Below are 21,550 nucleotides of genomic sequence, written 5' to 3'. Positions count from 1 at the left end.
CGATCGGCCGTGTTACAGAATCTTCCTGTGAATGTTCACCGGCGTCGCGCGGTGATCTGATCCACGCCCATCCGGCCGTCGCGGAAGGCCATGCGACCCCCGACGAGATACAGCCGCCACACCCGCGCCATCTCCTCGCCGACGAGATCGACGATCTGCGCCGAGTTCTTCTCGTAGTTCTCGTACCAGACATCGACGGTGCGGACGTAGTCCTCACGCATGCCCTCGACGCCGACGACCTCGAGACCGGCCGCCTCGAGCATGCTCGTCGTGTCGCCGACCGGGCGCATGTGCATGTCCGGGGCGATGAACGCCTCGATGAACGGGCCACCGCCGGGATGTCGTCCGCGCGGCCGCGACATCTGCTGGATACAGACACGGCCGCCCGGGACGACGCGGTCGTGCAGGACGCGTGCGTACGTCGCATAGTTGGCCTGACCTACGTGCTCACCCATCTCGATCGACGCGACGGCGTCGAACGGCGGGTCGTCGATGTCGCGGTAGTCCTGGACGCGGATCGTGACCCGATCGGCGAGGCCACGCTCGGCGATGCGCGCGTCGACGAACGCCTTCTGCTCGCCCGACAACGTCACCCCGGTCACGCGCGCGCCGTACCGCTGCGCGGCATGCAGGGCGAGGGAGCCCCAGCCGCAACCGATGTCGAGCAGCCGTCGGCCGTCGCCACGATCCAGTCCCACCTTGCGGCACACCGCGTCGAGCTTGTCGGTCTGGGCGTCGTGCAGCGAGTAGCCCGGATCGTCCGAGCGCCACAATGCGCTCGAGTAGGCCATGTGGTCGTCGAGGATGAGGGCGTAGAAGTCATTCGAGAGGTCGTAGTGGTGGCTGATCACTGCACGGTCGCGGAGTCGGGAGTGCACGCGTCCGCGAACGCGCGGCTGTGTCGCCGGGGCAGCCGGCGGCAGCCCGAACAGATCGAAACGCCGCCCGAGGCGGAACAGGTCCCAGAGCACGCGCGGGCTCGGCCGCACTCCGGACAGACCACGGTCGCCGCCCACCGCCCGCACATACGTCAGTGCTTCGTCGAGGTCGCCGACGATGTCGAGGTCACCGGTCACGTACGCCTGGGCGACACCGAGTTCACCCGGGTGCCAGAGAATCCGACGCAACGCCTCGGGGCGGTAGACGATGACGTGCGGGGCGTCGTCGGGTCCGGCGACCGACCCGTCCCAGGCGGTGAGGTGAATCGGCAACTCGCCGCGGAGATGGGCGCTCAGCAGGTCTGCAAGATCTGCGGCCACGGACATCGGGGTGCCTTTCGCAGTGTGGGAGTTGCGTTTCTATGGCATGTTCGCTGCAGACCACCGACCGGATGGGTCGTGTGGCAGAGGGAAGACGAGTGATCATGGTGCGACGCTGGGCTGTGGTGATCGGGTCGGTCCTGACCCTGATTCTCGGACTGATGACGGTCACGGCGACCGCCCACGCGGCGCCGGGCCCCGGTGCCGACCCGTTCTACCGGTACGACGGCAACCTCGGCGCCCACGCTCCCGGTGCGGTGTTGCGCACCCGGCAGGTTCGATTCGTCGCGCAGGGGGTCACCGTCCCGGTGACCTCCACGCAGGTGCTGTACCGCAGCAACGACGACTTCGGTAAGCCGATCGCCGGCGTGACCACCATCCTGCGTCCACCCACGACCAACGGCCGCATCGTGTCGTTCCACATGGCCTACGACGGCCTGGGTGCGCAATGTGAACCGTCGTGGACACTGCAGGGCAACCATCCGAGCCGCGCCGGGCAGTTCGAACAGGTCGCCATCGGCGGCTACCTCGCCTCCGGCTATACCGTCGTGGTGCCCGATTACGAAGGACCGCAACAGGAGTGGACGATCGGCCGACAATCCGGACATCTCGCCCTCGACGGCGTCCGAGCGTCGGAGACGGTGCTGCGGATGCCGCGATCCACGCCCGTCGGGATGATCGGGTACTCGGGTGGGTCGGTGCCCACCGACTTCGGCGCCGAACTCGCCCCCACCTATGCGCCGGAACTGCGGCTCGTCGGCGCGGCGGCCGGCGGCCTGCCGGTGAATCTCGCCCACAACCTGCCGTACGTCAGCGGCAGCAAGGACTGGGCCGGGGTGATGCCCGCGCTGATCGTCGCCTACAACCGTGCGTACGGTCTGGATCTGCCGTCGTTCATGTCGCGGTACGGGCTGCGACTGGTGAACACCGTCAAGGACCAGTGCATCGCCGACTTCGCCGCCGACTATCCCGGACTCACCGACCGCCAGTTGGTGCGCGCCCCCTACCGTGGCCTGCTGCAGGTGGCGGCGGTCCGGGCCGCGATCGCCCGCAACGTCATGGGCACCGTGGGCACCCCGCGCATCCCGATGATGCTGGGGGTCGGCCACAAGGACGCCATCGGCGACGGGGTGATGATCACCGCCGATGTCGTCGGCCTGGCCCGCACGTACTGCCGACGCGGTGTGCCGACGACTCTGCATGTGTACCAGGGTGACTCACACGGCACGGCGTTCCTGCCGTTCCAACGAGACGCCGCGCCCTTCCTGGCCGACCGGTTCGCCGGCCGCCCGGCCGGCGGTTGCTGAGAGCGCGACCGCCGACCGGCACCCGCGGAGAGGGCGGCGGGTGCCGGTCGGCGGGTTGCGAGCCCACGTAGCGTCGTGGTGGAACCGGATCAGGCGTCGAAGCCCATCATCGACTTCACCTCGAGATACTCGTCGAACGCGTAATCGCTCCACTCGCGGCCGTTGCCGCTCTGCTTGTAGCCGCCGAACGGCACTGCGGGATCGAGCTGGGCGCCATTGAGCGAGATCGAGCCGGCACGGATGCGCGACCCGACCTTGCGGACCTCGTCGAGGTCCTGGCCCGAGACGTATCCGGCGAGTCCGTAGTCGGTGTCGTTGGCGATCTCGACGGCGTTGTCGACCGAGTCGTAGCCGATCATCACCAGCACCGGACCGAAGACCTCGGTGCGGGCGATCTCCATGTCGTTGCTGACGTCGGAGAACACGGTCGGCTTGACGTAGTAGCCGGTGGGCAGGTCGTCCGGCCGGCCGGGGCCTCCGGCCACCACGGTGGCGCCGTCGGTCACGGCCCGTTCGAGCAGACCCTGGATCTTGTTGAACTGGGCCTCGGACACCACCGGGCCCAGGCGGACGTCGCTGCTCGGGTCACCGACGGTGACCTTGGACAGCGCCGTCTTCGCGGCCTCGGCCGCCTCGGCCATGCGCGCGGCCGGAACGAGCATGCGCGACGGGGCATTACACGACTGACCCGAGTTGAGCATCATCTGGTTGACGCCGCCGGCGACGTTCTTGGCGAACAACTCGTCGTCGAGGATGACATTGGGGCTCTTGCCGCCGAGTTCCTGCGCGACGCGCTTGACCGTCGGCGCGGCGCTCTTGGCGACCTCGATACCGGCGCGGGTGCTGCCGGTGAAGGACACCATGTCGATGCCGGGATGTGCGGAGATCGCGGCGCCGACACCGGGGCCGTCACCGTTGACCAGGTTGAAGACGCCGGCGGGGACACCTGCCGCGTCGAAGATCTCGGCGACGATCGCCGCGCTGAACGGGGCGAGTTCGGACGGCTTGAGGACCATCGTGCAGCCGGTCGCCAACGCGGGGGCCACCTTGACCATCACCTGATTGAGCGGCCAGTTCCACGGCGTGATGAAACCGCACACGCCGATGGGCTCCTTCACGACACGCGACGTGCCGCGGTCCTCGGAGAAGCTGTAGTTGGGGAGCTGGGCGGCGGCGGTCATGAGGTGCGCCAGCCCGATCGGCACCTGGACGTTGGTCGACAACCCGTTCGGCGCCCCCATCTCCTCGGTGACCGCGGCGGCCAGGTCCCCCATGCGCTTCTGGTACTCGGCGACGACCGCGTTGAGGACGCCGACCCGCTCGTCGACGGTGGTCTGACTCCAGGTGGCGAACGCCTTGCGGGCGGCGGCGACGGCCGCGTCGACGTCGGCGGCGGTGCCGAGCGCGACATGTCCGGCGGCTTTCTCGGTGGCCGGGTTGATGACGTCGATGAGGTTCAGTTCGGCCGGTTCCACCCATTGGCCGTCGATGTAGAACTTGGTGATCTCGCGCATGCGCTTCCTCCGACTCGTGATTTCGGCACTCGAATGGTGTTGCCTCCACCACACTATGCCTGGGCTTGCGGCGGCCTGTCGACGGTTGCGGAAACGGTCGTTGTCAGAATTGTCGTCTCGAATTGAGACGACGAACATCTCCCCGCGTGAGAGCGCCGAAATCTAGGGTGGAGTCATGATCTTCATCGTCGTGAAATTCCCGATCAAGCCCGAATACGCCGAGCAGTGGCCCGAGATCAGCAAGGAGTTCACCGAGGCCACCCGGGCCGAACCGGGCAACAAATGGTTCGACTGGTCACGCAGTGTCGACGACCCCACCACCTACGTGCTCGTCGAGGCCTTCGACGACGACGCCGCCGAGGCGCACGTGACCGCCGATCACTTCAAGAAGGCCCAGGCCGAACTCCCGCAGTATCTGGTGCGCACCCCGGACATCGTCAATTTCACGATCGGCCAGGACGAATGGTCGAAGCTGGGGGAGTTCGCGGTCGACTAGAGCCCCGCTGCCCCCACAAGCCCGGCTTGTGGGGGCACAAGGTCGGGTCGCCTACCGGGATGGTGCGGCATCGAGCACTCTGGTTTTCGTGACCGCAACACTCGACCACGCACCCGTGACCACCGCCCGCCCCCCGCGGCGGTTCCTCGCCGAACTCGATTCGCGCGGGCAGGCTTTCGAGCACATCACGCCGAATTGGTTTGCCATGGTGATGGGTACGGGCATCGTCGCGAACGCGGCCGCAGCGGTCGGGCCGAAATCTCCGGTGCTGATGGGATTCGCCACCGTCGTGTGGCTTGCTGCGACGGCGCTCCTCCTACTGATCTCGGCCGGATTCGCCACCCACTGGGTTCGGCATCCCGGCAACGCGCGCCGCTACGCGACGCACCCGGTGATGGCGCAGTTCTACGGCGCGTTGCCGATGGCCATCCTCACCGTGGGCGCGGGCACCGTCCGGTTCGGTCCGCCCCTTCTCGGCTCCGGGCCGGCGACCGCCATCGGCTTCGTCCTGTGGGGCCTCGGCACGGCGATCGGCCTGGTCACCTGCGTGTGGGTGCCCTACGTGATGATCACCGAGTTCCACCGACACGAGGTGACGGCACTGCCGGCCTGGCTCATGCCGATCGTGCCACCCATGGTGTCGGCGGCCACCGGAGCAGCGCTGATCGGTGCGGTCCCGGCCGGGCAGGCGCGGCTGGCGATGTTGTCGGCCTGCTATGCGCTGTTCGGGCTGAGCCTGATCCTGGGCATGATCACCATGACGATGATCTACTCGCGCCTGGTGCACGGTGGCGTACCGACCGGGACGGCCGCCCCGACCGTCTGGATCATGCTGGGCATGATCGGTCAATCGATCACTGCGGTCAATCTGCTGGCCGCGCACGCCGATTCGGTGTTCACCGGATCCGAGGCGCCGATTGTCATGGGGCTGAAGGTGTTCGGGATCATCTACGGATTGGCGATGGGAGGCTTCGGGTGCGCGGTGTTCACCCTGGCCACCTGCCTCACGGTGCGCGCCTTCCGGCGTGGACTGCCGTTCGCCCTCACCTGGTGGAGCTTCACCTTCCCCATCGGGACATGCGTGACCGGCCTGAGCGCGCTCGGTGTGGCGTTGGGCGCCAACCCCATTCGTGGCGCGGCCGACGTTCTGTATGTGGTGCTGGTGATCGCGTGGGGAGTCGTCGCCGCACGCACGGCGCGGGGAGTGTTCTCCGGACGGGTTCTGCTGCCGGCCTGAGCAGGCGAATGCGTCGGAGCCCGGCGGACTCCGACGCACGCTCTCTGGTCGCGTGAACGATTCAGCCGATGATCGGCTTTCCCATCGGCAACGCCCGACCGCCGGTCGAGGTCGACATCGCGTCGAAGAACAGGTAGGCGCCCACCGCGGCGAACGAGAACACCGTCCAGCCCGCGGCATCCTGAATTCCGGTGCTGCCCTTCGCGGTTGCCAGGAGGACGAGGACCAGTGCGAGGTCGATGAGGACGAACAACACGGTGAAGGCCAGGGGCAGGCGGAGGGTTGCCAGCGTCAGCATGACGATCACCACCAGCCACGAGGTCAGGAACACCTCCTGGGTGCTGACGACGGCGGCACTGTCGATGCCGAACCAGTTGTGGGTCAGGCCCAACACGAGTGCGGCATAGCTCAGCCAGAACCCACTGAAGATGCCGAACACCGACGCGACGGCGTTCTGGCCGAGCGAGGCCGCCCAGACAGCGGCAACGAGTTGGCCGATTCCGGTGGCGGCCAGGATGATCGGGATCGACGCACCCACGGCCGAGGCCGGGACGACGCCGATCAGCACCATGCCCAGTGCCACAGAGCCGACGATGAACGTCGGCACGCCGATGGTCGCCGGATTGGCCGCCGGCGAGCCGGGCTGTTCGATCGGGGGAAGGTCGGCCGTGTCCACGACACGATCCTCGGCCACCGTTGTAACGTCGTTCATGAGCAGTCCTTCGGGCGGGGATCGACATCCGGAAGTGATGTCGGCCGCAAACCTAACGACGAAGTGTGCTGGATCACAATAGATCGCGAATTGTCCTCGCCTCGGACTGTCCGCTTGATCAGGGGGTCAGCTGAGTGGTCGGCCAGCAGGTGAGCCGTCACCAGGCGGTGCGGCGCAGCCGGACCGCCCGCTGCGCCGCCGCCACGCCGGCGGCAACTGCCAGCACCACCAACGGCACAGTGATACCGGTCCACGGCGCAATGGTCGTCAGCAGCACCGGCAAACCGAATCCGAGGTAGCAGGCCACGTAGAAGATTCCGGTGACCGCACCGCGGCTGCGTGCCGGTGTCATCGCCTCGACGTCCATGAGTCCGTCACGCAGGCACAGCCCATAGGCCAGCCCGAGCACGATCGACGTCGCGACGAACACCGGCATCGACGGATGGGCGCCGGCCAACGCCGCGAGCGTGAAGCCGAGGGCGGCCAGTGTGGCGCCGACGACCCCGGCCACCGGCCCGGCGTGCGCCCGCCGGACCGCGAACTGGATGAGCACGCCGGAGCCGAGGGCCATCGCAGCGGCCAGACCGGGAACCCATGCGCCGCTGTACCGATCGCTGATCCGGCCGGCCAGCACCACCACCGCGACCGTCACCGACGAGAACACCCAGAGCGCCATCGGCACCGACCACGACAGCGCGCGGCCGACCGACCGCTGCTCGCCCTCGGTGGTGTCCGCGATGTGCGGTCCGTGGTGTGGCCGGCCGCGTGGGGTCACCACGGCGGCGGCCGCGGCCACGACCAGGGACACCACCCCGGTGACCGCGAACGGCACGGTGAGCGGGTGCGGTGCGAGTTCGGCCAGCGCCCCGGTGATCACCGGGCCCATCGCGAATCCCGTGGTGAGCAGGGCACCGGCCAGGGTGGCGCCCGAACGGCCCCGCAGGTCGGCTGCCCACGCGGTGCCCGCGCCGATGGTGAGCCCTGCCCCGAGTCCGACTACGAGGCGCCCGACCAGCACGCCCGAACCGTCGTGCCAGCCGACCATCAACAGGTTGCCGATCCCGGCCAGCGCGGCGCCGGTCAGTACGACGGGACGTCGTCCGACCCGATCGGAGAGGGAACCGCCCCCGAACAGTCCGGGGAGCAGACCCAGGGCGTAGATGCCGAATGCGCCGTCGAGCACGGTCGCCGACAACCCTTGGGCCGACTTCAGCACCGGGATCATCGAAGCGAAATGATTGGCGCCCCAGCCGGTCGCGAACAGGACCAGCAGAACGGCCGGCACGGCGAGCCGGTGGGGGGCGCCGGGCGAATGCGCAGAAGTCATCGAATCCGATTCTGCCGGTTGTAGAGTGAGCCGACGCATGCGGCCCGCGAACGACAGGAGTCACCGTCGATGACCTCGACCGAGCAGCAGTTCCACCCGGATCTGGCGAGGCAGGCGCGCTACCTGCCGCGCGGGATCATCGGTCCGCGGACCGCGCCGCTCATCAGGGCGGTGCAGGGTGCCATGTCCCGAGTGCGGCGCGGGTCGGGCGTCGAGGTCCGGTCGTTGCCGTCGGGAGGTGGCGTCCGGATCTTCCGGCCGACGTCGGTGACCGGCGATGCGCCCGGGCTGCTGTGGATACATGGCGGGGGGTTCGTCATCGGCAACGCGCAGCAGGACGACGCCCTGTGCCGCCGATTCGCCGACGTGCTGGGGGCGGTCGTCGTATCGGTGGACTACCGGCTGGCGCCGCAGCATCCGTTTCCCGCCCCGCTCGACGACTGTCACGAGGCGCTGGCGGTACTGCGGGATCTCGACGGAGTCGACACCGCACGGGTCGCGATCGGCGGAGCCAGCGCCGGCGGCGGTCTCGCGGCCCAGTTGGCGTTGCGGATCCGGGACCGCGGCGAACCCACGCCCGCGCTGCAGTTACTCGTCTACCCGATGCTCGACGACCGGACCGGCGCGGCAGGTGACGTCGACGAGGAGAGTCTCCGGATGTGGCACGTCAAGTCGAATCGTTTCGGCTGGGCGAGCTACCTCGGGGGCACCGACCCGGAACTCGTCGCACCGGCCCGCTGCGACGATCTGACCGGTCTCGCGTCGGCGTGGATCGGTGTCGGCGATCTCGACCTGTTCCACGACGAGGACATGGCCTACGCCGACCGGCTGCGCGCGACCGGCATCCACTGCGACGTCGAGGTGATCCGGGGCGCCTTCCACGGATTCGACATGGTGAACCCGTCGGCCCCGGTGTCCAAGGAGTTCTTCCGGCAGCAGTCGGCGGCGTTGCGGACGGCCTTCGCCACCGGGTAGGAACGAGCGCGGTCAGGCCACCGCGCTGAGCACCGCGACGACGACACCCGCAACCGTCAGCACCCCGACGACGATCGCCATCGCGATCGCCCGATTCCGTCGTCCGTGCTGAATTGCGTTGATACCCAATCCGATCGCCACCAGGATCACCGCGGCGTAGGCGGCGATGCCGATGGTCAGGAGGGCTGCGGCGCCTTCGCCTTCGGCGAGGATGGTCGTCGAGTGGTGGGCCATGCTCTGAGTAGATCACGTCGGCCCGTCGAGGCCGTCGCGGCTCCCACCGCGGGCCGCCCCGCAATCAGGCGTGCGTGTCCGCGGTCTCCTCCGAGATCCTCTCGGTCGGGCCATCATCCGGCGCCGGCTCCCCGACGATCTCCTCGGTCGGCGTGTCGTCGGCTGCGACGGGTGATTCCGTACTGTCGGGGCTGCGCCGCGCCGGTCGCATCGCCACCTCCAGCGCGATCAGCACGAGCACGGCGATGACCACCGTCCAGATGACGACCAGACCCGTCGGGTACGGCCAGAACATCAGGATCAGTGCGGCGACGGCGACCACCGCGATCCGCACCGGGATGCGCGCATGCCACAGGCTCTTCTCGAAGGTGTTCGGCGGACGTTGTGAGCGGCGGGCGTCAATGGCGCCCACACCGTGGGTGAATGCGCGCCGCGCCGCCAGCGCCGACCGGGAGCCGCCGGCGAAGAACGCCGCGATCGCCACCACCAGCGCCAGCACCGCGACCGCGCGCAACGCGAATCGCAACGGCGCGATGACCGTGTCGAAGATGGCGCTCGCGGCGTTGGGTGCCAGGACGTCGGACGGTATCTCGTTGAGATAGATCGCCCGGCCGATCAGGATGGCGATCGCCAGTAGCAGCATGCTGAGCGCGATCGCGACACCGACGATCGCGGTCATTCGCAGACGCCGGCCGTGACCGATCAGGCCGATGGCGCCGAGCGCGGCCGCGATGCCGAGCCAGGGGAGTGCGGTCGCCACCTTGTCCAGGGCGCTGACCCACGTGTTGGCCTTGGCCAACTCCGGCGACTGGAAGATCACGAACTCCTTGTTGACGTTCGGGATGTTCGCGGCGAACGCGAAACCCCGCTGCTCGAGTCTGTTCTTGACCTGGGTGATGATCGGGCCGAGGTCGATGCTGACGGTGCCGTTGGCGTCGATCTTGACCGCGCCGTGATTCGTGTCCCCGGTGACGGCGGCGACCACACCTTGATGCGCGGTGCGGTTGGCCGTCACCCACAGATCCTTGAACGCCGACGACTGTACGAAGTCGGTCACCGTCTTTTGGATGAACGACTGCGCCTGGGATGCGATCACGGGGGCCAGGCCGACGACGGCACTGTCGAGCCGCGGTCGTTCGGCCGGCGTGAGATCGACGAGTTGCTGCAATGCGGATTTGGTCGTCGCCTCGATGTCGACCTGGTTGTTGATCTGATCGGTGACCGTGGTGACGATCTGGGTCTGCACCGCCGGATTCGACGCCAGCGGCGCGACGGTGTTCACGTAGTGGTCGGTGTCGAGCAGTTCGCTGCGCACGAACCGGGTGGTCACCGACAGGAGTGCGAGCAACGCGCAGAGGAACACCAGAATGCCCGCGCCGATCCGGCGCCAGACCAGTCCCGAGTTCCGCTGCCGTGCCGGCGCCGGTGGTGATGGTGGTGTGGCCTCCAGGGCCGCGACCCGTGCTCGCAGCCGTTCGAGTTCGGCGCGCTCATTCGGGTCGAGCGGAGTTGTGCCTTCCGCGATGTTCTCGCTCACCGGGTCTCCTGATGTGTCGTGATAACTGCGGTTGCCGACATGGTGTGATCAGTCTCGCCCACAACGGTCCATGGTTGATCAGTTTTCATCTCGGCGCGCCGGAGGGGACCACCCGAAGAGTATGAGTCTGTTGACAAATCCGCCGATCTCCGGTGGCTACCCGCCGGCCAGTAGGGGAAGTGCACCGAAGGTGTGCTGCGCCCACAGCAGCCGCGACGCGCCCTCGGGGTACTCGATGACGGTCGGAGCGGTATCGAAGATCTGGGTCAGGCGGGAGTCGGTGCGGTACTCGGCCCAGCCGGGATCGCCGTCGACGACGAACGACGTCCACGACGCCCGCATCCGCTCACTCAGCGCGGTGGCCGCCTCGGGGACGGGATCGCCGATCAGCGCGGCCGGTTGACCACTGGCCAGATTGCCGAACACCAGCGGGACATCGAGCCCGTGGCAGGCGCCGAGTACTCCACCGAGACCCGGAGCATTCCACGTCAGTTCGTAGAGGTGGGTCCGTCCGCCGGCGGCGACATGGCGCTCGGCCAGGTACAGCGTCGGCATCCGGAACAGCCAGTCGCTGTTGACGACCTCGTACAGATGCTCGTCGGTCGCGGTGGGGAACGCCTCGCGGTAGCGGCGTGCGCCGTCGGGTCCCGGTGCCAGCATCTGCAATGCCGTCTCGGTCGCATCGGCCGTCACCGTACCGAGCACGCCGTCGAGCAGGCTGAACAGCCGGTGCTCGTCGCGGGTGTGGCCGATCAGCAGATCGACGTCGCGGGCGGCGCCGTGCGCCAGCGCCTCCCACGGCGGCGTGGGCAGCACGTCGCCGTCGACGACCGGCGCGATCGGGATCGGCCGGAGCGTGATCGGTCCCCACTGCTCGCGGTGAGCGGCCATGGTTGCCGAGACCGACACGCCGGCGGCGACCAACTCGGCGGGACTCACCGCCGACAGCTCGGATACCTCGGGGCGACAACCGATTTCCGCGGAAAATGCACCTGCGATGTCGGCCGCCAGGTCCGACGACAGGTACGTGCCCGTCGCGCTCTGCGCGATCGCACGACGGAACAGTCCGACTGCGCGCGGCATCGCCAACAGCGCCGCCACCGATCCGGCGCCGGCAGACTGGCCGAACACGGTCACCCGATCCGGATCGCCGCCGAACGCGCCGATATTCTCCTGCACCCACGTCAGCGCCGCGACCTGATCGAGCAGTCCACGGTTCGGCGGAGCGCCCTCGATGCCGGCGAAGCCCTCGATGCCGAGGCGGTAGTTGACCGTCACCACCACGATGCCCGCACCGGCGAGCCGGCCACCGTCGTATTCGGGGAGTCCCGAGTGCCCGATGATGTAGGCCCCGCCGGGCAGCCACACCATCACCGGCAATCTGGACGCCGAATCGGGTTCCGGTGTCCAGACATTCAGCGTCAGCCAGTCGTCGCCGTGGTCCTCCGGCCCACCACCGAACGCGGCCGGTTGGGGCGGGGCCGGGCCGAAGGTCAGGGCCGGCCGGACACCGTCCCAGCGTGGAGTCGGCCGGGGAGCGGCGAACCGCAAGGGGCCCACCGGGGGTTCGGCGAACGGGATGCCACGGAAGACCGCGAGGCGTTTCTCGTGTGCGCCGCGGACAACGCCTGCGCGCGTCCGGACCTCCGGCCCGCGCGTATCGGTCGATGCGTTGGTGTCCACGGCATCAACCGTATTCGGCGAAACTCGACGTGAGAAGTGATTATCGGCGGTCGCCGGGTACTCGCCCGGTCAGCGTCGGCGCAACCGGCGCACCACCACGAACAGGATCACGCCGAGCACCACCGCACCGACGAGCGGCGCGACGCGCTTGGCCACCGACGCGCCCGCGTACTGCATCAGGTCGAGCGCCTCGGTCTCCGGCTCCGCCACCGGCTGTGCCACTCCGCCGCCCTGGGGTGCCGCGGCGGCCGCCGGCGCCGCACCGGTGGCCGCGGGTGCCGGTGCCGCCTCCGGCTCCGGTCCGGCGAGCTTCTTCGACAGGCAGGACGAGAACTGGTCGATGATCTTGCCGCCCACGTCCGACAGCATGCCCCGGCCGAACTGTGCCGGTTTGCCGGTGATGGCCAGATCGGTGAGCACGGTGCCCGTCGTCGTGTCGCCCTCGTCCTTGAGCGACATGGAGACGGTGGCCTTCGCGGTGCCCTGGCCCCGAGACTCCTTGGCGTTGCCCTCGATCACGGCGCGGTGCGCACCCTCGTCCTTCTCGACGAACGTGCCGACACCCTTGTACACCAAGGCGACCGGGCCGATCTTCACCTTGATCTGCCCGGTGAACTTGTCCCCGTCGACCTCGGTCAGGGTGGCTCCGGGCATGCACCCGGCCACCCGGTTGGGATCGATCAGGGCCTGCCAGACGTCGGCGATGGGTGCGTCGACGGAGAATGTGTGCTCCAGTTGCATGATCAGACCCCGGCCGCGGTGACGACGGCGCGGCGCGTGAGCACCTTCGCCAGGTGGGTTCGGTACTCGGCGTCGGCGTTCGGATCGCTCATCGGGTCGGTGCCCTCGGCGGCGTGTTCGGCGGCCGCACGGATGACGTCGATGTCGGCCGACTGCCCGACGAGGGCCTGCTCCACCGCTCGGGCGCGCACGGGCACGGCGGCCATGTTGGTCAGCCCCACACCGGCGTTGCGGATCACACCGCCGTCGACGTCGAGCGTCACCGCCACGGCGACCATCGACCAACTCTGCGACACCCGATGGAACTTCTCGTAGTGGGCGCGCCACCCCGTGTGCTTGGGAATGCGCACGCTGACAAGGATCTCGTCGGGTTCGAGCGCGGTGGTGAAGAAGTCGGTGAAGAAGTCCTCCGCGCTGACGCTTCGCTCACCGCCCGGCCCGACGATCGTCAGCGTCGCGTCCAGCGCGAGTGCGACCGCGCTGAGATCGCCGGCCGGGTCGGCGTGGGCGAGCGAGCCGCCGAACGTGCCGCGATGACGGATCTGCGGGTCCGCCACCGTCTTCTCCGCCTCGGCCAGCAACGCGGCGTGCTCGACGACGAGCGGATCGCTCAGCACGTCGTGATGCGTCGTCATCGCTCCGACGACGATCGCGTCCCCGTCGTCGCGCACCCCGCGCAACTCGGCAACCTTCCCGAGGTCGACGACCGTGCTCGGCGAGTTCAGACGCAGACGAAGCACCGGCATCAGGCTCTGCCCGCCGGCCATGATCTTCGCGTCCTCGCCGGCGTCAGCGAGGGCCGAGACGGCCTCGGCCAGGCTGGTCGGGGCGACGTAGTCGAAACTGGACGGAATCACTGGGCACCTCCCTGGGCCGACTGGATGGCTTTCCACACCCGCATCGGACTGCACGGCATCTCCACGTCCGTCACGCCGAGGTGGCGCAGCGCGTCGAGCACCGAATTGACCACCGCAGGGGTGGATGCGATGGTTCCGGCCTCACCAACACCCTTGACGCCGAGCACGTTTCCGGTGGATGGGGTCTCGGTGCGATCGGTGGTGAAATGCGGCAGGTCGGGCGTACCCGGCACCAGGTACTCGGCGAACGAGCCGGACACCAGCGTCCCGGACTCGTCGTAGATCGCGTCCTCGTAGAGCGCCTGTGCGATGCCCTGGGCGAGACCGCCGTGGACCTGTCCCTCCACGATCAGCGGGTTGACCACGCTGCCGACGTCGTCGACACAGACGTACTTGCGGATCTTCACGAAGCCGGTCTCGGTGTCCACCTCGGCGGCGCACAGATGCGTGCCGTGCGGGAACGAGAAGTTCTCCGGGTCGAACGTCGCCTCGGAATCGAGGTTCGGTTCCACCCCCTCGGGCATGTCGTGTGCGGCGAACACCGCCAGCGCCACGTCGGTGATGCCCATCGCCTTCTCGGTGCCCTTCACCGTGAACTTGCCCTCGGCGAACTCGAGGTCGTCCTCGGACGCCTCCATCAGGTGTGCGGCGATCGGTCGGGCCTTGTCGACCACCTTCTCGGCCGCCTTGATGACCGCCATACCGCCCACCGCGAGCGATCGGGAGCCGTAGGTGTCGAGCCCGCGAGGCGATGTCTGGGTGTCGCCGTGCAACACCTCGACGTCCTCGAAGGGCACGCCGAGCCGGTCGGCGACGATCTGGCTCCACGCCGTCTCGTGCCCCTGTCCGTGTGCGGAACTGCCCGTGACGACCTCGACCTTGCCGGTCGGCAGCATCCGGACGGAGGCGTGTTCCCACCCGCCGGAGCCGCCACCGAGCTGGCCCAGGATCCGTGACGGCGCGAGCCCGCACATCTCGGTGAAGGTGGACACCCCGATGCCGAGTTGCACGGTGTCGCCGCGTTCGCGCCGCTCCGCCTGTTCGCGACGCAGTCCCTCGTAGTCGAACAACTCGACGGCCTTGGCGGTCGCGGCCTCGTAGTTGCCGGTGTCGTAGGTCAGCCCCGCGACGCTGGTGAACGGGAACTCCTCGTGTTTGATCCAGTTCTTCTCGCGCAGTTCGAGCGGGTCCATCCCGAGTTCGGTGGCGAGCTCGTCCATCATCCGTTCGATCGCGAACGTCGCCTCGGGACGTCCGGCACCGCGATAGGCGTCGGTGGGGACCTTGTTGGTGAAGACGTTGGTGCAGGCGAAGTGATAGGCCGGGAACTTGTAGATGCTGTTGTACATGAAGGCGCCGAAGATCGGCACGGCGGCGGTGAACACGCGCAGCGTGGCACCCATGTCGGCGAGCAGTTCGACCTTCAGCCCGGTGACCGTTCCGTCTCGCTTGGCCGACAGGGTCAGCTTCTGGATCTGGTCGCGGCCGTGGTGGGCGGCCTGCATCGTCTCGCTGCGGGTCTCGGTGTACTTCACCGGCTTGCCGAGCCGTCGTGCGATCAGCAGCGCGAGCGCCTCCTCCGGGCAGACCTGCAGCTTGCCGCCGAAGCCGCCGCCGACGTCGGGCGCGATGACCCGGAGTTTGTGTTCCGGGATGCCGAGCGTCATGGCCAGCAGCAGACGCAGGATGTGCGGGATCTGGGTGGACGACCACATGGTGAACTGGGGTCCGGTCGGGTCGACGACCACCGAGCGCGGTTCCATGAACGCCGGGATCAGACGCTGCTGCCGCAACGTGCGTTCGACGACGACCTCCGCGTCGCGGATCGCTTCCTCGACATCGCCTCCGGTGCCCACCGCGGCGGAATCGAACACCCACACCGCCTGGACGTTGGTGCCCATGTCGGGATAGACGAGGTCTCCACCGTCCTGCGCCGCGGTGGCCAGGTCGAGTACGACCGGTAGGTCCTCGTAGTCGATGTCGATGGCCTCCACCGCATCGTGGGCGGCGTAGGAGTCGCGGGCCACGACGATGGCGACCGCCTCGCCCGCGAACCGGACGGTGTCCACCGCGATCGACGGGGCGGGAGGGACCTTCATGTCCGGCGTGATCTGCATCCCGTTCGGCAGGTTGGCCTGCTCCTCGGCGAAATCGGCGCCGGTGTACACGGCGACGACGCCTGGCATCTTCTTCGCTTCTTCGACGTCGATGCTCGCGATGCGCGCGTGCGCGACGGGGCTGCGCATGATCGCGATGTGCAGCATGCCGGGCAGCACCAGGTTGTCGGTCCACTTGGTGCGTCCGGTGATGAGGTGCTCGTCCTCCTTGCGGACCCGGGCCTTGCCGATCTCGTGTCCGGCGGCGGCACTTGGTTCGGCTGTCGTGGTCATCGGGCACCTCCTGAAGCCTGCATCTTGTCGGCGGCGTCGAGGACGGCCCGCACGATGTTCTGGTATCCGGTGCAGCGGCAGAGGTTGCCCTCGAGGCCCTCGCGCACGTCGTGTTCGTCGGGACTCGGATTGTCGCCGAGTAGATCGATCGTGGACATGATCATGCCGGGGGTGCAGTAGCCGCACTGCAGCCCGTGATTGGCGCGGAAGGCCTCCTGCACCGGATGTAATGTGCCGTCGCGGGCGAGACCTTCGACGGTGGTGATGTCGGCGCCGTCGGCCTGCACGGCCAGGACCGAGCAGGACTTGACGCTGTGTCCGTTCAACAGGACCGTGCACGCCCCGCAGTTGCTGGTGTCGCACCCGATCACGGTGCCGACCTTGCCCAGCTGATTGCGGAGGTGGTGGACCAGCAGGGTACGTGGTTCCACCTCGTCGGTGTAGGTCGTGCCGTCGACGGTGACTGTGATGCGCATGGGGCCTCCAATGGGTGCCGGCAATCGTGGGCTGGTGCTGGCAGTACCTTCTCGAATCACTTTGCGCCAGTGGCCCACATCACATACCCGAAATCGCGGAATACGCAGGCAAGAGACCGGATTCGGCGCAGCTGAGGGCGTGGTCTCAGGCGTCGCGGACCGCGTTCAGGAGTTCGGCCAGCGTGGCCAGTGAGTGTCCGGCCAGTAGTCGGTCGACGTGGGGCAGCGCCGCGGCGATGCCGCCCTGCACCGGCTGGTAGCCCTGCGCACCCGCATGCGGGTTGACCCAGAAGACCGCCCGGGCGAGACGGTGCAGTTGCGCCATCTGCTGGGCGAGCAACGCCGGGTCGCCACGTTCCCAGCCGTCGGAGAAGATCACGACCACCGCACCGCGGGCCAGTCCTCGGCGTCCCCACCGGTCCAGAAACGCCTGCATCGTGTCGCCGAGACGGGTCCCGCCCGACCAGTCCGGCACGGCACGTCCGGCGGCGGCGAGCGCCAGTTCGGGGTCGCGGCCGCGTAGCGCAACCGACAGTCGGGTGAGCCGGGTACCGAGTGAGAACACCTCGGTTCCGCCCGGATTCGCGCGGGTCACCACGTGCGCAAAACGCAACAGGGCATCGGCGTAGGGGCTCATCGAACCGGAGATGTCGAGCAGCAGCACCACGCGCCGCGGGCGTGTCGCGGGCCGGTGCCGGCGCGGGCGGACCGGTTCGCCACCGGCGGCGAGCATCTCGCGCACGGTTCGACGCGGGTCGACGGGCCCACGCCGGGACGGGGAGCGGCGCAGCGCGGCGCGACGCGGTGGCTGGGGCCGCAACTCGGCGATCAGCTCGGCCAGGTGTGCGCGCTCGGCCGCCGACATCGTGGCGATGTCGCGGTGCCGCAACACCTCGGTGTCGTCGGCGGCCACCGCCAGGTGGGGGCCCGCTCCTTCGTCGGTGGTGTCGTCGGGCGACGTGCGCAGCGCCGCCATCCGGCTCTGCTTCGGCTGCGTCGGGCGCCGGGTCGGGCGCGGCATCCGGTCGCCGAACCAGGCGTCGAAGGCCAGGTCGAAGCGCGGGTGATCGTCCGGGTCGCGGCACAGCGTCGTCCGACCGGCCCAGTACACCTGTTCGGCGTCGGCGAGATCGACCTCACGCAACGCACGCACGAACATCTCCACGGAGTCGGTCGCGACCGGCAGTCCCGCGTTCGTCAGGCTCCGCGCGAACCCGGTGAAGCCGACCAGCTCACCGGTCATGCGCCGGTGTGATTCGGCCCGCTCGCCACACTCCCGGCGCCGAGCAGCTGATCCAGCCCGACACGCGCGACCCGGTCGAGGTCCTCGCGGTACTTGAGCACCGCGCCGAGGGTTGCCGCGGCGATCTCGGCGTCGAGGACGTCGCGGTCGAGTTCGCGCAGCGCCCGAGCCCAGTCGAGGGTTTCGGCGACGCCGGGTGGTTTGAGCAACTCGAGCCTGCGCAGCGCATGCACCGCGTGCGCGACCTGTTCGGCCAGCTCGTCACCGATACCGGGCACTCGTCGCTGCAGGATGGCCGTCTCGCGGGCCAGGTCGGGGTGTTCGAGCCAGTGGTAGAGGCAGCGGCGCTTGAGCGCGTCGTGCACCTCGCGGGTGCGGTTGGAGGTGAGGATCGTCAGCGGTGGCGTGGCCGCGCGGATGTGTCCGAGCTCGGGGATCGTCACCGCGTTCTCGTCGAGCAGCTCCAGCAGGAACGCCTCGAATTCGTCGTCGGCGCGGTCGATTTCGTCGACGAGGAGCACGCAGGGCGCCTCGGTGAGTGCGCGCAGTAGGGGCCGGGCGAGCAGGAACCGTTCGGTGTAGAGGGAGTGCTCGGCGGCGTCGGCGTCGAGCGCGCCGGCGCTGGCCGCCTCGAGCGTGCGCAGGTGCAGCAACTGGCGGGGGAAGTCCCAGTCGTAGAGCGCCTGCGAGGCGTCGATGCCCTCATGGCATTGCAGCCGGATCAGCGGGAGGCCGAGGGCCTGCGCGAGCCCGACCGCCAGTGAGGTCTTGCCGGTGCCCGGCTCACCCTCACAGAACAGTGGCCGGCCCATCCGCAGTGCGAGGAACGCGGCCATGGCCAGGCCGTCCTCGGCGAGATAGCCGGTCGATTCGAGTGCCGCCGCCAGTTCGCCGGGCGAGCCGGGGACGGGTCGTGCATCGGTCACGTCGCGAGCCTATGCCCATACCGCGCTGTGGACGCCGCAGACGGTGCACATCGGCATGCAAGTGCGTCGAGGGCCCGGCGGACCGGAGCGAACCGGCACGACACAGGCGTCGTCCCGATACGCTGATGCCGTGCAACCCCGGATCAACGGCACCACGATGCCGGTACTCGAACTGTCCCTGGACCCGGGTGAACACATCATCGCCGAGGGCGGTGATGTCGCCTGGCTGACCCCGGGCTTCGACATGGAGACCTCGACCGCCTTCGGCTCGGGCGGCAAGGGCGGATTCATGAGTGGCCTCAAGCGGATGCTCGGCGGCGGCCAACTGTTCCTCACGCGCTACACCGCGTCGTCGCGGGGTGGGTTCGTGGCGTTCGCGGCGAACATGCCCGGCCAGATCCGCGAACTGCAGATCGACCCCGCCGACGTCTACATGGTTGCCTCGGGCGCATACATGGCCAGCACATCCGACGTCGAGGTCTCGGTCGGACTGCAGAAGAAACTCGGTGTCGGCATCTTCGGCGGCGCCGGTGTGGTCTTCCAGAAGCTGTCCGGACGCGGCACGACCTGGGTGCAGTTGGCCGGTGAGATCGTCGAATACGACCTCGCGGCCGGGCAGTCGATGATGGTCCACCCCGGCCATCTGGCACTGTTCCGGGCCGAGATGACCCTCGACTTCGCCAGGGTCAAAGGCGTGAAGAACAAGTTCTTCGGTGATTCGCTGTTCCTCGCCGAAATCCATGGGCCCGGCCACATCTGGTTGCAGTCGATGACCCCGGACAAGCTCGCCGCGGCGCTGGAACCCTATCTGCCCAAGGACAACGGGCCGGCGTCGACCGGGAGCAACTGACGCCGGACGGACAGGGTCGCCCAACCGCGCACGCACAGCGATCATGCGTCAATAGTTGTCGTGTGATCGCGCCACGAGCGCGTTTAGGCGGGCGACCGCTCCGCGGCGCGGGGTCTGCGAGTGCCCCCAGTCGGACTCGAACCGACACTTGGCGGATTTTAAGTCCGCTGCCTCTGCCAATTGGGCTATAGGGGCCAACCCACCGGAGAGCATAGCGGTGCTGAGGTGAGCCCAGATCAGACGATGCCGCTCGGTGCGCGCCGGCTGCCGGGCTGCTGGCGGGGCATCCGATTCGGCGGCACCGGATACGGCCGTCCGTAGCCCAGGGTGCCCGCGGCGATGTTCGGCCCGCACGCGACGAGCGCGTTCTGGGCCGCCGGCACGGGATCGCCGAAACGCGGGCGGGCGGCGTTGGGGCGGTGCGCGAAGTCGAAGGTCGACGTCATGTCACCGACAACCCCGCGTCGCCACTTGGTCAGGTTGGGTACCTTGACGCCGAAACGCTTTTCGATCAACCGCAATTGCGACGTGTGGTCGAAGGTCTCGGAGGCGACCAGCCCGCCGCGGCTGTACGGCGAGATGACGAAGCACGGCACGCGGTAGCCGAGGCCGATCGGTCCGCGGATGCCCTTCGACGACGCGACCTGGTTGATGTCGGGAACGCTCACGTACTCACCCTTGGTGCCCGGCGGCGGGGTCGGGGGAGTGACGTGATCGAAGAAGCCGCCGTTCTCGTCGTAGCTGATGATCAGCGCGGTCTTCTCCCACACCGCCGGGTTCGAGGTGAGGATGTTGAGCAGATCGACGATGCCCACGGCGCCCAGCGCCGCCGGCAGCGCCGGATGCTCACACTCCATCGCCGGCGGCACCACCCATGACACCTTGGGGAGCCGGTTCGCGGCGACGTCGGCCCGGAAGTCGTTGGGGTAGGTGGGATCGATGCCGCGGCGCGCCAGTTCGGAGGCCGGATTCTGTGCCTGCTTGAAGCACCCCATCATGCCGTCGAGGGCCACACTGGAGATCGGGCCGAGATCCTTGTTGTTGTAGATCTTCCAGCTCACGCCGGCATCACGCAGGTTCTCCGGCATGGTGCGCCAGGTATAGACGAATTTCGGTATCAGCGTGGGGGTTTCGAGAAGCGGGCCGCCATGCGTGCCGTCCGGGTCGAGCATCCCGCTCATCCAGTACAGCCGGTTCGGGTCGGTCGGCCCGAGTACCGAGCAGTGGTAGTTGTCGCACAGCGTGAACGCCTCGGCCAACGACCGGTGGACGGGGATGTCCTCACGCTCGTAATAACCCATCAGCGCGGGCGCATTCGCCGGGCCCACCGACTTGATCGACATCGGCAGCCAGCCGTCGTTGCGGCCGCCGTTCCAAGCGTGGTGCAGACCCGCCCACGAATGGTCCGGATCGTTGATGCACTGTCCGTCGAGATTGGCGTCGACCTGGGTGTCGAGTCTGAAGGGCAGCGTGTACCCGCGGGCCGTCGGCCCGACGCCCGGAGCCCACCCGTGCTGCTTCCACACCGCCGACTGTTCACCGAAACCTCGTACGCCCGAATACGTTCCGAAGTAGTGGTCGAACGAGCGGTTCTCCTGCATGAACAGCACGATGTGTTCGATGTCGTTCAGCGACCCGGTTCCGGCGGGATCGGCCGAGGCGTATGCGCGGTCGATGATCGGCCCGGCCCACGACGCGAGGAGCGCTCCGCCGCCGACGGCTCCCACCCGGGTCAGGAACTCGCGGCGGGACAGACCGGCAAAGGGCGTGTTCGACAAGGCAACTC

General features: G+C 68.5%; 19 protein-coding genes and 1 tRNA gene. 5 read left to right on the top strand and 15 right to left on the bottom strand.

Annotation, left to right across the window (positions count from 1 at the left end; all coding sequences use genetic code 11):
- Positions 1–35 precede the first annotated feature (35 nt).
- A complete protein-coding gene (locus ACWDTI_RS08395; RefSeq protein ID WP_449737606.1) occupies positions 36–1,265 on the bottom strand; it encodes a class I SAM-dependent methyltransferase in 1,230 nt (409 codons plus the stop codon).
- 98 nt (positions 1,266–1,363) lie between these two features.
- Here ACWDTI_RS08395 and ACWDTI_RS08390 point away from each other — a divergent pair, with 98 nt between their 5' ends.
- The gene (locus ACWDTI_RS08390) at positions 1,364–2,566 is read left to right on the top strand and encodes a lipase family protein (protein WP_449737605.1); all 1,203 of its coding nucleotides are present in this window, start codon (positions 1,364–1,366) and stop codon (positions 2,564–2,566) included.
- An 89-nt stretch (positions 2,567–2,655) separates the two neighbouring features.
- Here the strand turns inward: ACWDTI_RS08390 and ACWDTI_RS08385 are convergent, their stop codons facing one another.
- On the bottom strand, positions 2,656–4,080 hold the full coding sequence (locus ACWDTI_RS08385) for an aldehyde dehydrogenase family protein (RefSeq protein ID WP_449737604.1): 1,425 nt from the start codon (positions 4,078–4,080) through the stop codon (positions 2,656–2,658).
- A gap of 175 nt (positions 4,081–4,255) precedes the next feature.
- Here ACWDTI_RS08385 and ACWDTI_RS08380 point away from each other — a divergent pair, with 175 nt between their 5' ends.
- Both ACWDTI_RS08380 and ACWDTI_RS08375 read left to right on the top strand, forming a co-directional pair.
- Positions 4,256–4,576: a putative quinol monooxygenase gene (locus ACWDTI_RS08380; protein WP_449737603.1), complete on the top strand. Its 321-nt coding sequence runs from the start codon at positions 4,256–4,258 to the stop codon at positions 4,574–4,576.
- An 88-nt stretch (positions 4,577–4,664) separates the two neighbouring features.
- Positions 4,665–5,813, top strand: coding sequence for a TDT family transporter (locus ACWDTI_RS08375; protein ID WP_449737602.1), 1,149 nt, complete (start codon positions 4,665–4,667; stop codon positions 5,811–5,813).
- A 61-nt stretch (positions 5,814–5,874) separates the two neighbouring features.
- Here the strand turns inward: ACWDTI_RS08375 and ACWDTI_RS08370 are convergent, their stop codons facing one another.
- Both ACWDTI_RS08370 and ACWDTI_RS08365 read right to left on the bottom strand, forming a co-directional pair.
- Complete coding sequence (locus tag ACWDTI_RS08370; protein WP_449737601.1) at positions 5,875–6,525, bottom strand: GPR1/FUN34/YaaH family transporter; 651 nt, start codon at positions 6,523–6,525, stop codon at positions 5,875–5,877.
- Positions 6,526–6,682: 157 nt separating this feature from the next.
- Positions 6,683–7,852 carry an MFS transporter gene (locus tag ACWDTI_RS08365; RefSeq protein ID WP_449737600.1) on the bottom strand — a complete coding sequence of 390 codons (1,170 nt, stop codon included), beginning with the start codon at positions 7,850–7,852 and terminating at the stop codon, positions 6,683–6,685.
- Between the two features lie 69 nt (positions 7,853–7,921).
- On the opposite strand from ACWDTI_RS08365, the gene ACWDTI_RS08360 reads away from it, so the two are divergent.
- Positions 7,922–8,827 carry an alpha/beta hydrolase gene (locus tag ACWDTI_RS08360; RefSeq protein ID WP_449737599.1) on the top strand — a complete coding sequence of 302 codons (906 nt, stop codon included), beginning with the start codon at positions 7,922–7,924 and terminating at the stop codon, positions 8,825–8,827.
- A 12-nt stretch (positions 8,828–8,839) separates the two neighbouring features.
- Here ACWDTI_RS08360 and ACWDTI_RS08355 read toward each other — a convergent pair whose 3' ends face one another.
- The 9 genes from ACWDTI_RS08355 to ACWDTI_RS08315 form a co-directional block, all read right to left on the bottom strand.
- On the bottom strand, positions 8,840–9,061 hold the full coding sequence (locus ACWDTI_RS08355) for a hypothetical protein (protein WP_449737598.1): 222 nt from the start codon (positions 9,059–9,061) through the stop codon (positions 8,840–8,842).
- Positions 9,062–9,125: 64 nt separating this feature from the next.
- The gene (locus tag ACWDTI_RS08350) at positions 9,126–10,598 is read right to left on the bottom strand and encodes a hypothetical protein (protein ID WP_449737597.1); all 1,473 of its coding nucleotides are present in this window, start codon (positions 10,596–10,598) and stop codon (positions 9,126–9,128) included.
- 156 nt (positions 10,599–10,754) lie between these two features.
- On the bottom strand, positions 10,755–12,281 hold the full coding sequence (locus tag ACWDTI_RS08345; protein ID WP_449737596.1) for a carboxylesterase/lipase family protein: 1,527 nt from the start codon (positions 12,279–12,281) through the stop codon (positions 10,755–10,757).
- Positions 12,282–12,350: 69 nt separating this feature from the next.
- On the bottom strand, positions 12,351–13,022 hold the full coding sequence (locus ACWDTI_RS08340; RefSeq protein WP_449737595.1) for an SRPBCC family protein: 672 nt from the start codon (positions 13,020–13,022) through the stop codon (positions 12,351–12,353).
- Between the two features lie 2 nt (positions 13,023–13,024).
- Entirely contained in the window at positions 13,025–13,879 is an 855-nt protein-coding gene (locus ACWDTI_RS08335) for an FAD binding domain-containing protein (protein ID WP_449737594.1), read from the bottom strand.
- Positions 13,876–16,269, bottom strand: coding sequence for a xanthine dehydrogenase family protein molybdopterin-binding subunit (locus ACWDTI_RS08330; protein ID WP_449737593.1), 2,394 nt, complete (start codon positions 16,267–16,269; stop codon positions 13,876–13,878). The genes ACWDTI_RS08335 and ACWDTI_RS08330 overlap by 4 nt, the downstream gene beginning before the upstream one ends.
- The gene (locus tag ACWDTI_RS08325) at positions 16,266–16,745 is read right to left on the bottom strand and encodes a (2Fe-2S)-binding protein (protein ID WP_449737592.1); all 480 of its coding nucleotides are present in this window, start codon (positions 16,743–16,745) and stop codon (positions 16,266–16,268) included. The genes ACWDTI_RS08330 and ACWDTI_RS08325 overlap by 4 nt, the downstream gene beginning before the upstream one ends.
- A gap of 145 nt (positions 16,746–16,890) precedes the next feature.
- Entirely contained in the window at positions 16,891–17,988 is a 1,098-nt protein-coding gene (locus ACWDTI_RS08320; protein ID WP_449737591.1) for a vWA domain-containing protein, read from the bottom strand.
- The gene (locus ACWDTI_RS08315) at positions 17,985–18,914 is read right to left on the bottom strand and encodes an AAA family ATPase (RefSeq protein ID WP_449737590.1); all 930 of its coding nucleotides are present in this window, start codon (positions 18,912–18,914) and stop codon (positions 17,985–17,987) included. Before ACWDTI_RS08315 ends, ACWDTI_RS08320 begins: the two co-directional genes overlap by 4 nt.
- A gap of 130 nt (positions 18,915–19,044) precedes the next feature.
- Between ACWDTI_RS08315 and ACWDTI_RS08310 the strand changes: the two genes are divergently transcribed.
- Positions 19,045–19,764 (top strand): TIGR00266 family protein, encoded by a 720-nt coding sequence (locus ACWDTI_RS08310; protein ID WP_449737589.1) that lies wholly within the window; start codon positions 19,045–19,047, stop codon positions 19,762–19,764.
- Positions 19,765–19,885: 121 nt separating this feature from the next.
- Here the strand turns inward: ACWDTI_RS08310 and ACWDTI_RS08305 are convergent.
- Together ACWDTI_RS08305 and ACWDTI_RS08300 are read right to left on the bottom strand one after the other, a co-directional pair.
- Positions 19,886–19,959: transfer RNA gene (locus ACWDTI_RS08305), tRNA-Leu, on the bottom strand.
- Positions 19,960–20,000: 41 nt separating this feature from the next.
- Complete coding sequence (locus ACWDTI_RS08300) at positions 20,001–21,542, bottom strand: alkaline phosphatase family protein (protein WP_449737588.1); 1,542 nt, start codon at positions 21,540–21,542, stop codon at positions 20,001–20,003.
- Between the last annotated feature and the right edge of the window lie 8 nt (positions 21,543–21,550).

Source organism: Gordonia sp. NPDC003424 (assembly GCF_053588655.1).
Note: the sequence above shows the minus strand (reverse complement) of the source record. Positions and strands in the feature narration are given on the sequence as shown.

Bases quoted from the DNA above. Each gene is read 5' to 3' on its own strand.
- ACWDTI_RS08390 (WP_449737605.1), top strand. From the start codon at position 1,364: ATGGTGCGACGCTGGGCTGTGGTGATCGGGTCGGTCCTGACCCTGATT.
- ACWDTI_RS08395 (WP_449737606.1), bottom strand. From the start codon at position 1,265: ATGTCCGTGGCCGCAGATCTTGCAGACCTGCTGAGCGCCCATCTCCGC.
- ACWDTI_RS08340 (WP_449737595.1), bottom strand. From the start codon at position 13,022: ATGCAACTGGAGCACACATTCTCCGTCGACGCACCCATCGCCGACGTC.
- ACWDTI_RS08360 (WP_449737599.1), top strand. From the start codon at position 7,922: ATGACCTCGACCGAGCAGCAGTTCCACCCGGATCTGGCGAGGCAGGCG.
- ACWDTI_RS08370 (WP_449737601.1), bottom strand. From the start codon at position 6,525: ATGAACGACGTTACAACGGTGGCCGAGGATCGTGTCGTGGACACGGCC.
- ACWDTI_RS08355 (WP_449737598.1), bottom strand. From the start codon at position 9,061: ATGGCCCACCACTCGACGACCATCCTCGCCGAAGGCGAAGGCGCCGCA.
- ACWDTI_RS08380 (WP_449737603.1), top strand. From the start codon at position 4,256: ATGATCTTCATCGTCGTGAAATTCCCGATCAAGCCCGAATACGCCGAG.
- ACWDTI_RS08325 (WP_449737592.1), bottom strand. From the start codon at position 16,745: ATGCGCATCACAGTCACCGTCGACGGCACGACCTACACCGACGAGGTG.
- ACWDTI_RS08365 (WP_449737600.1), bottom strand. From the start codon at position 7,852: ATGACTTCTGCGCATTCGCCCGGCGCCCCCCACCGGCTCGCCGTGCCG.
- ACWDTI_RS08320 (WP_449737591.1), bottom strand. From the start codon at position 17,988: ATGACCGGTGAGCTGGTCGGCTTCACCGGGTTCGCGCGGAGCCTGACG.
- ACWDTI_RS08385 (WP_449737604.1), bottom strand. From the start codon at position 4,080: ATGCGCGAGATCACCAAGTTCTACATCGACGGCCAATGGGTGGAACCG.
- ACWDTI_RS08330 (WP_449737593.1), bottom strand. From the start codon at position 16,269: ATGACCACGACAGCCGAACCAAGTGCCGCCGCCGGACACGAGATCGGC.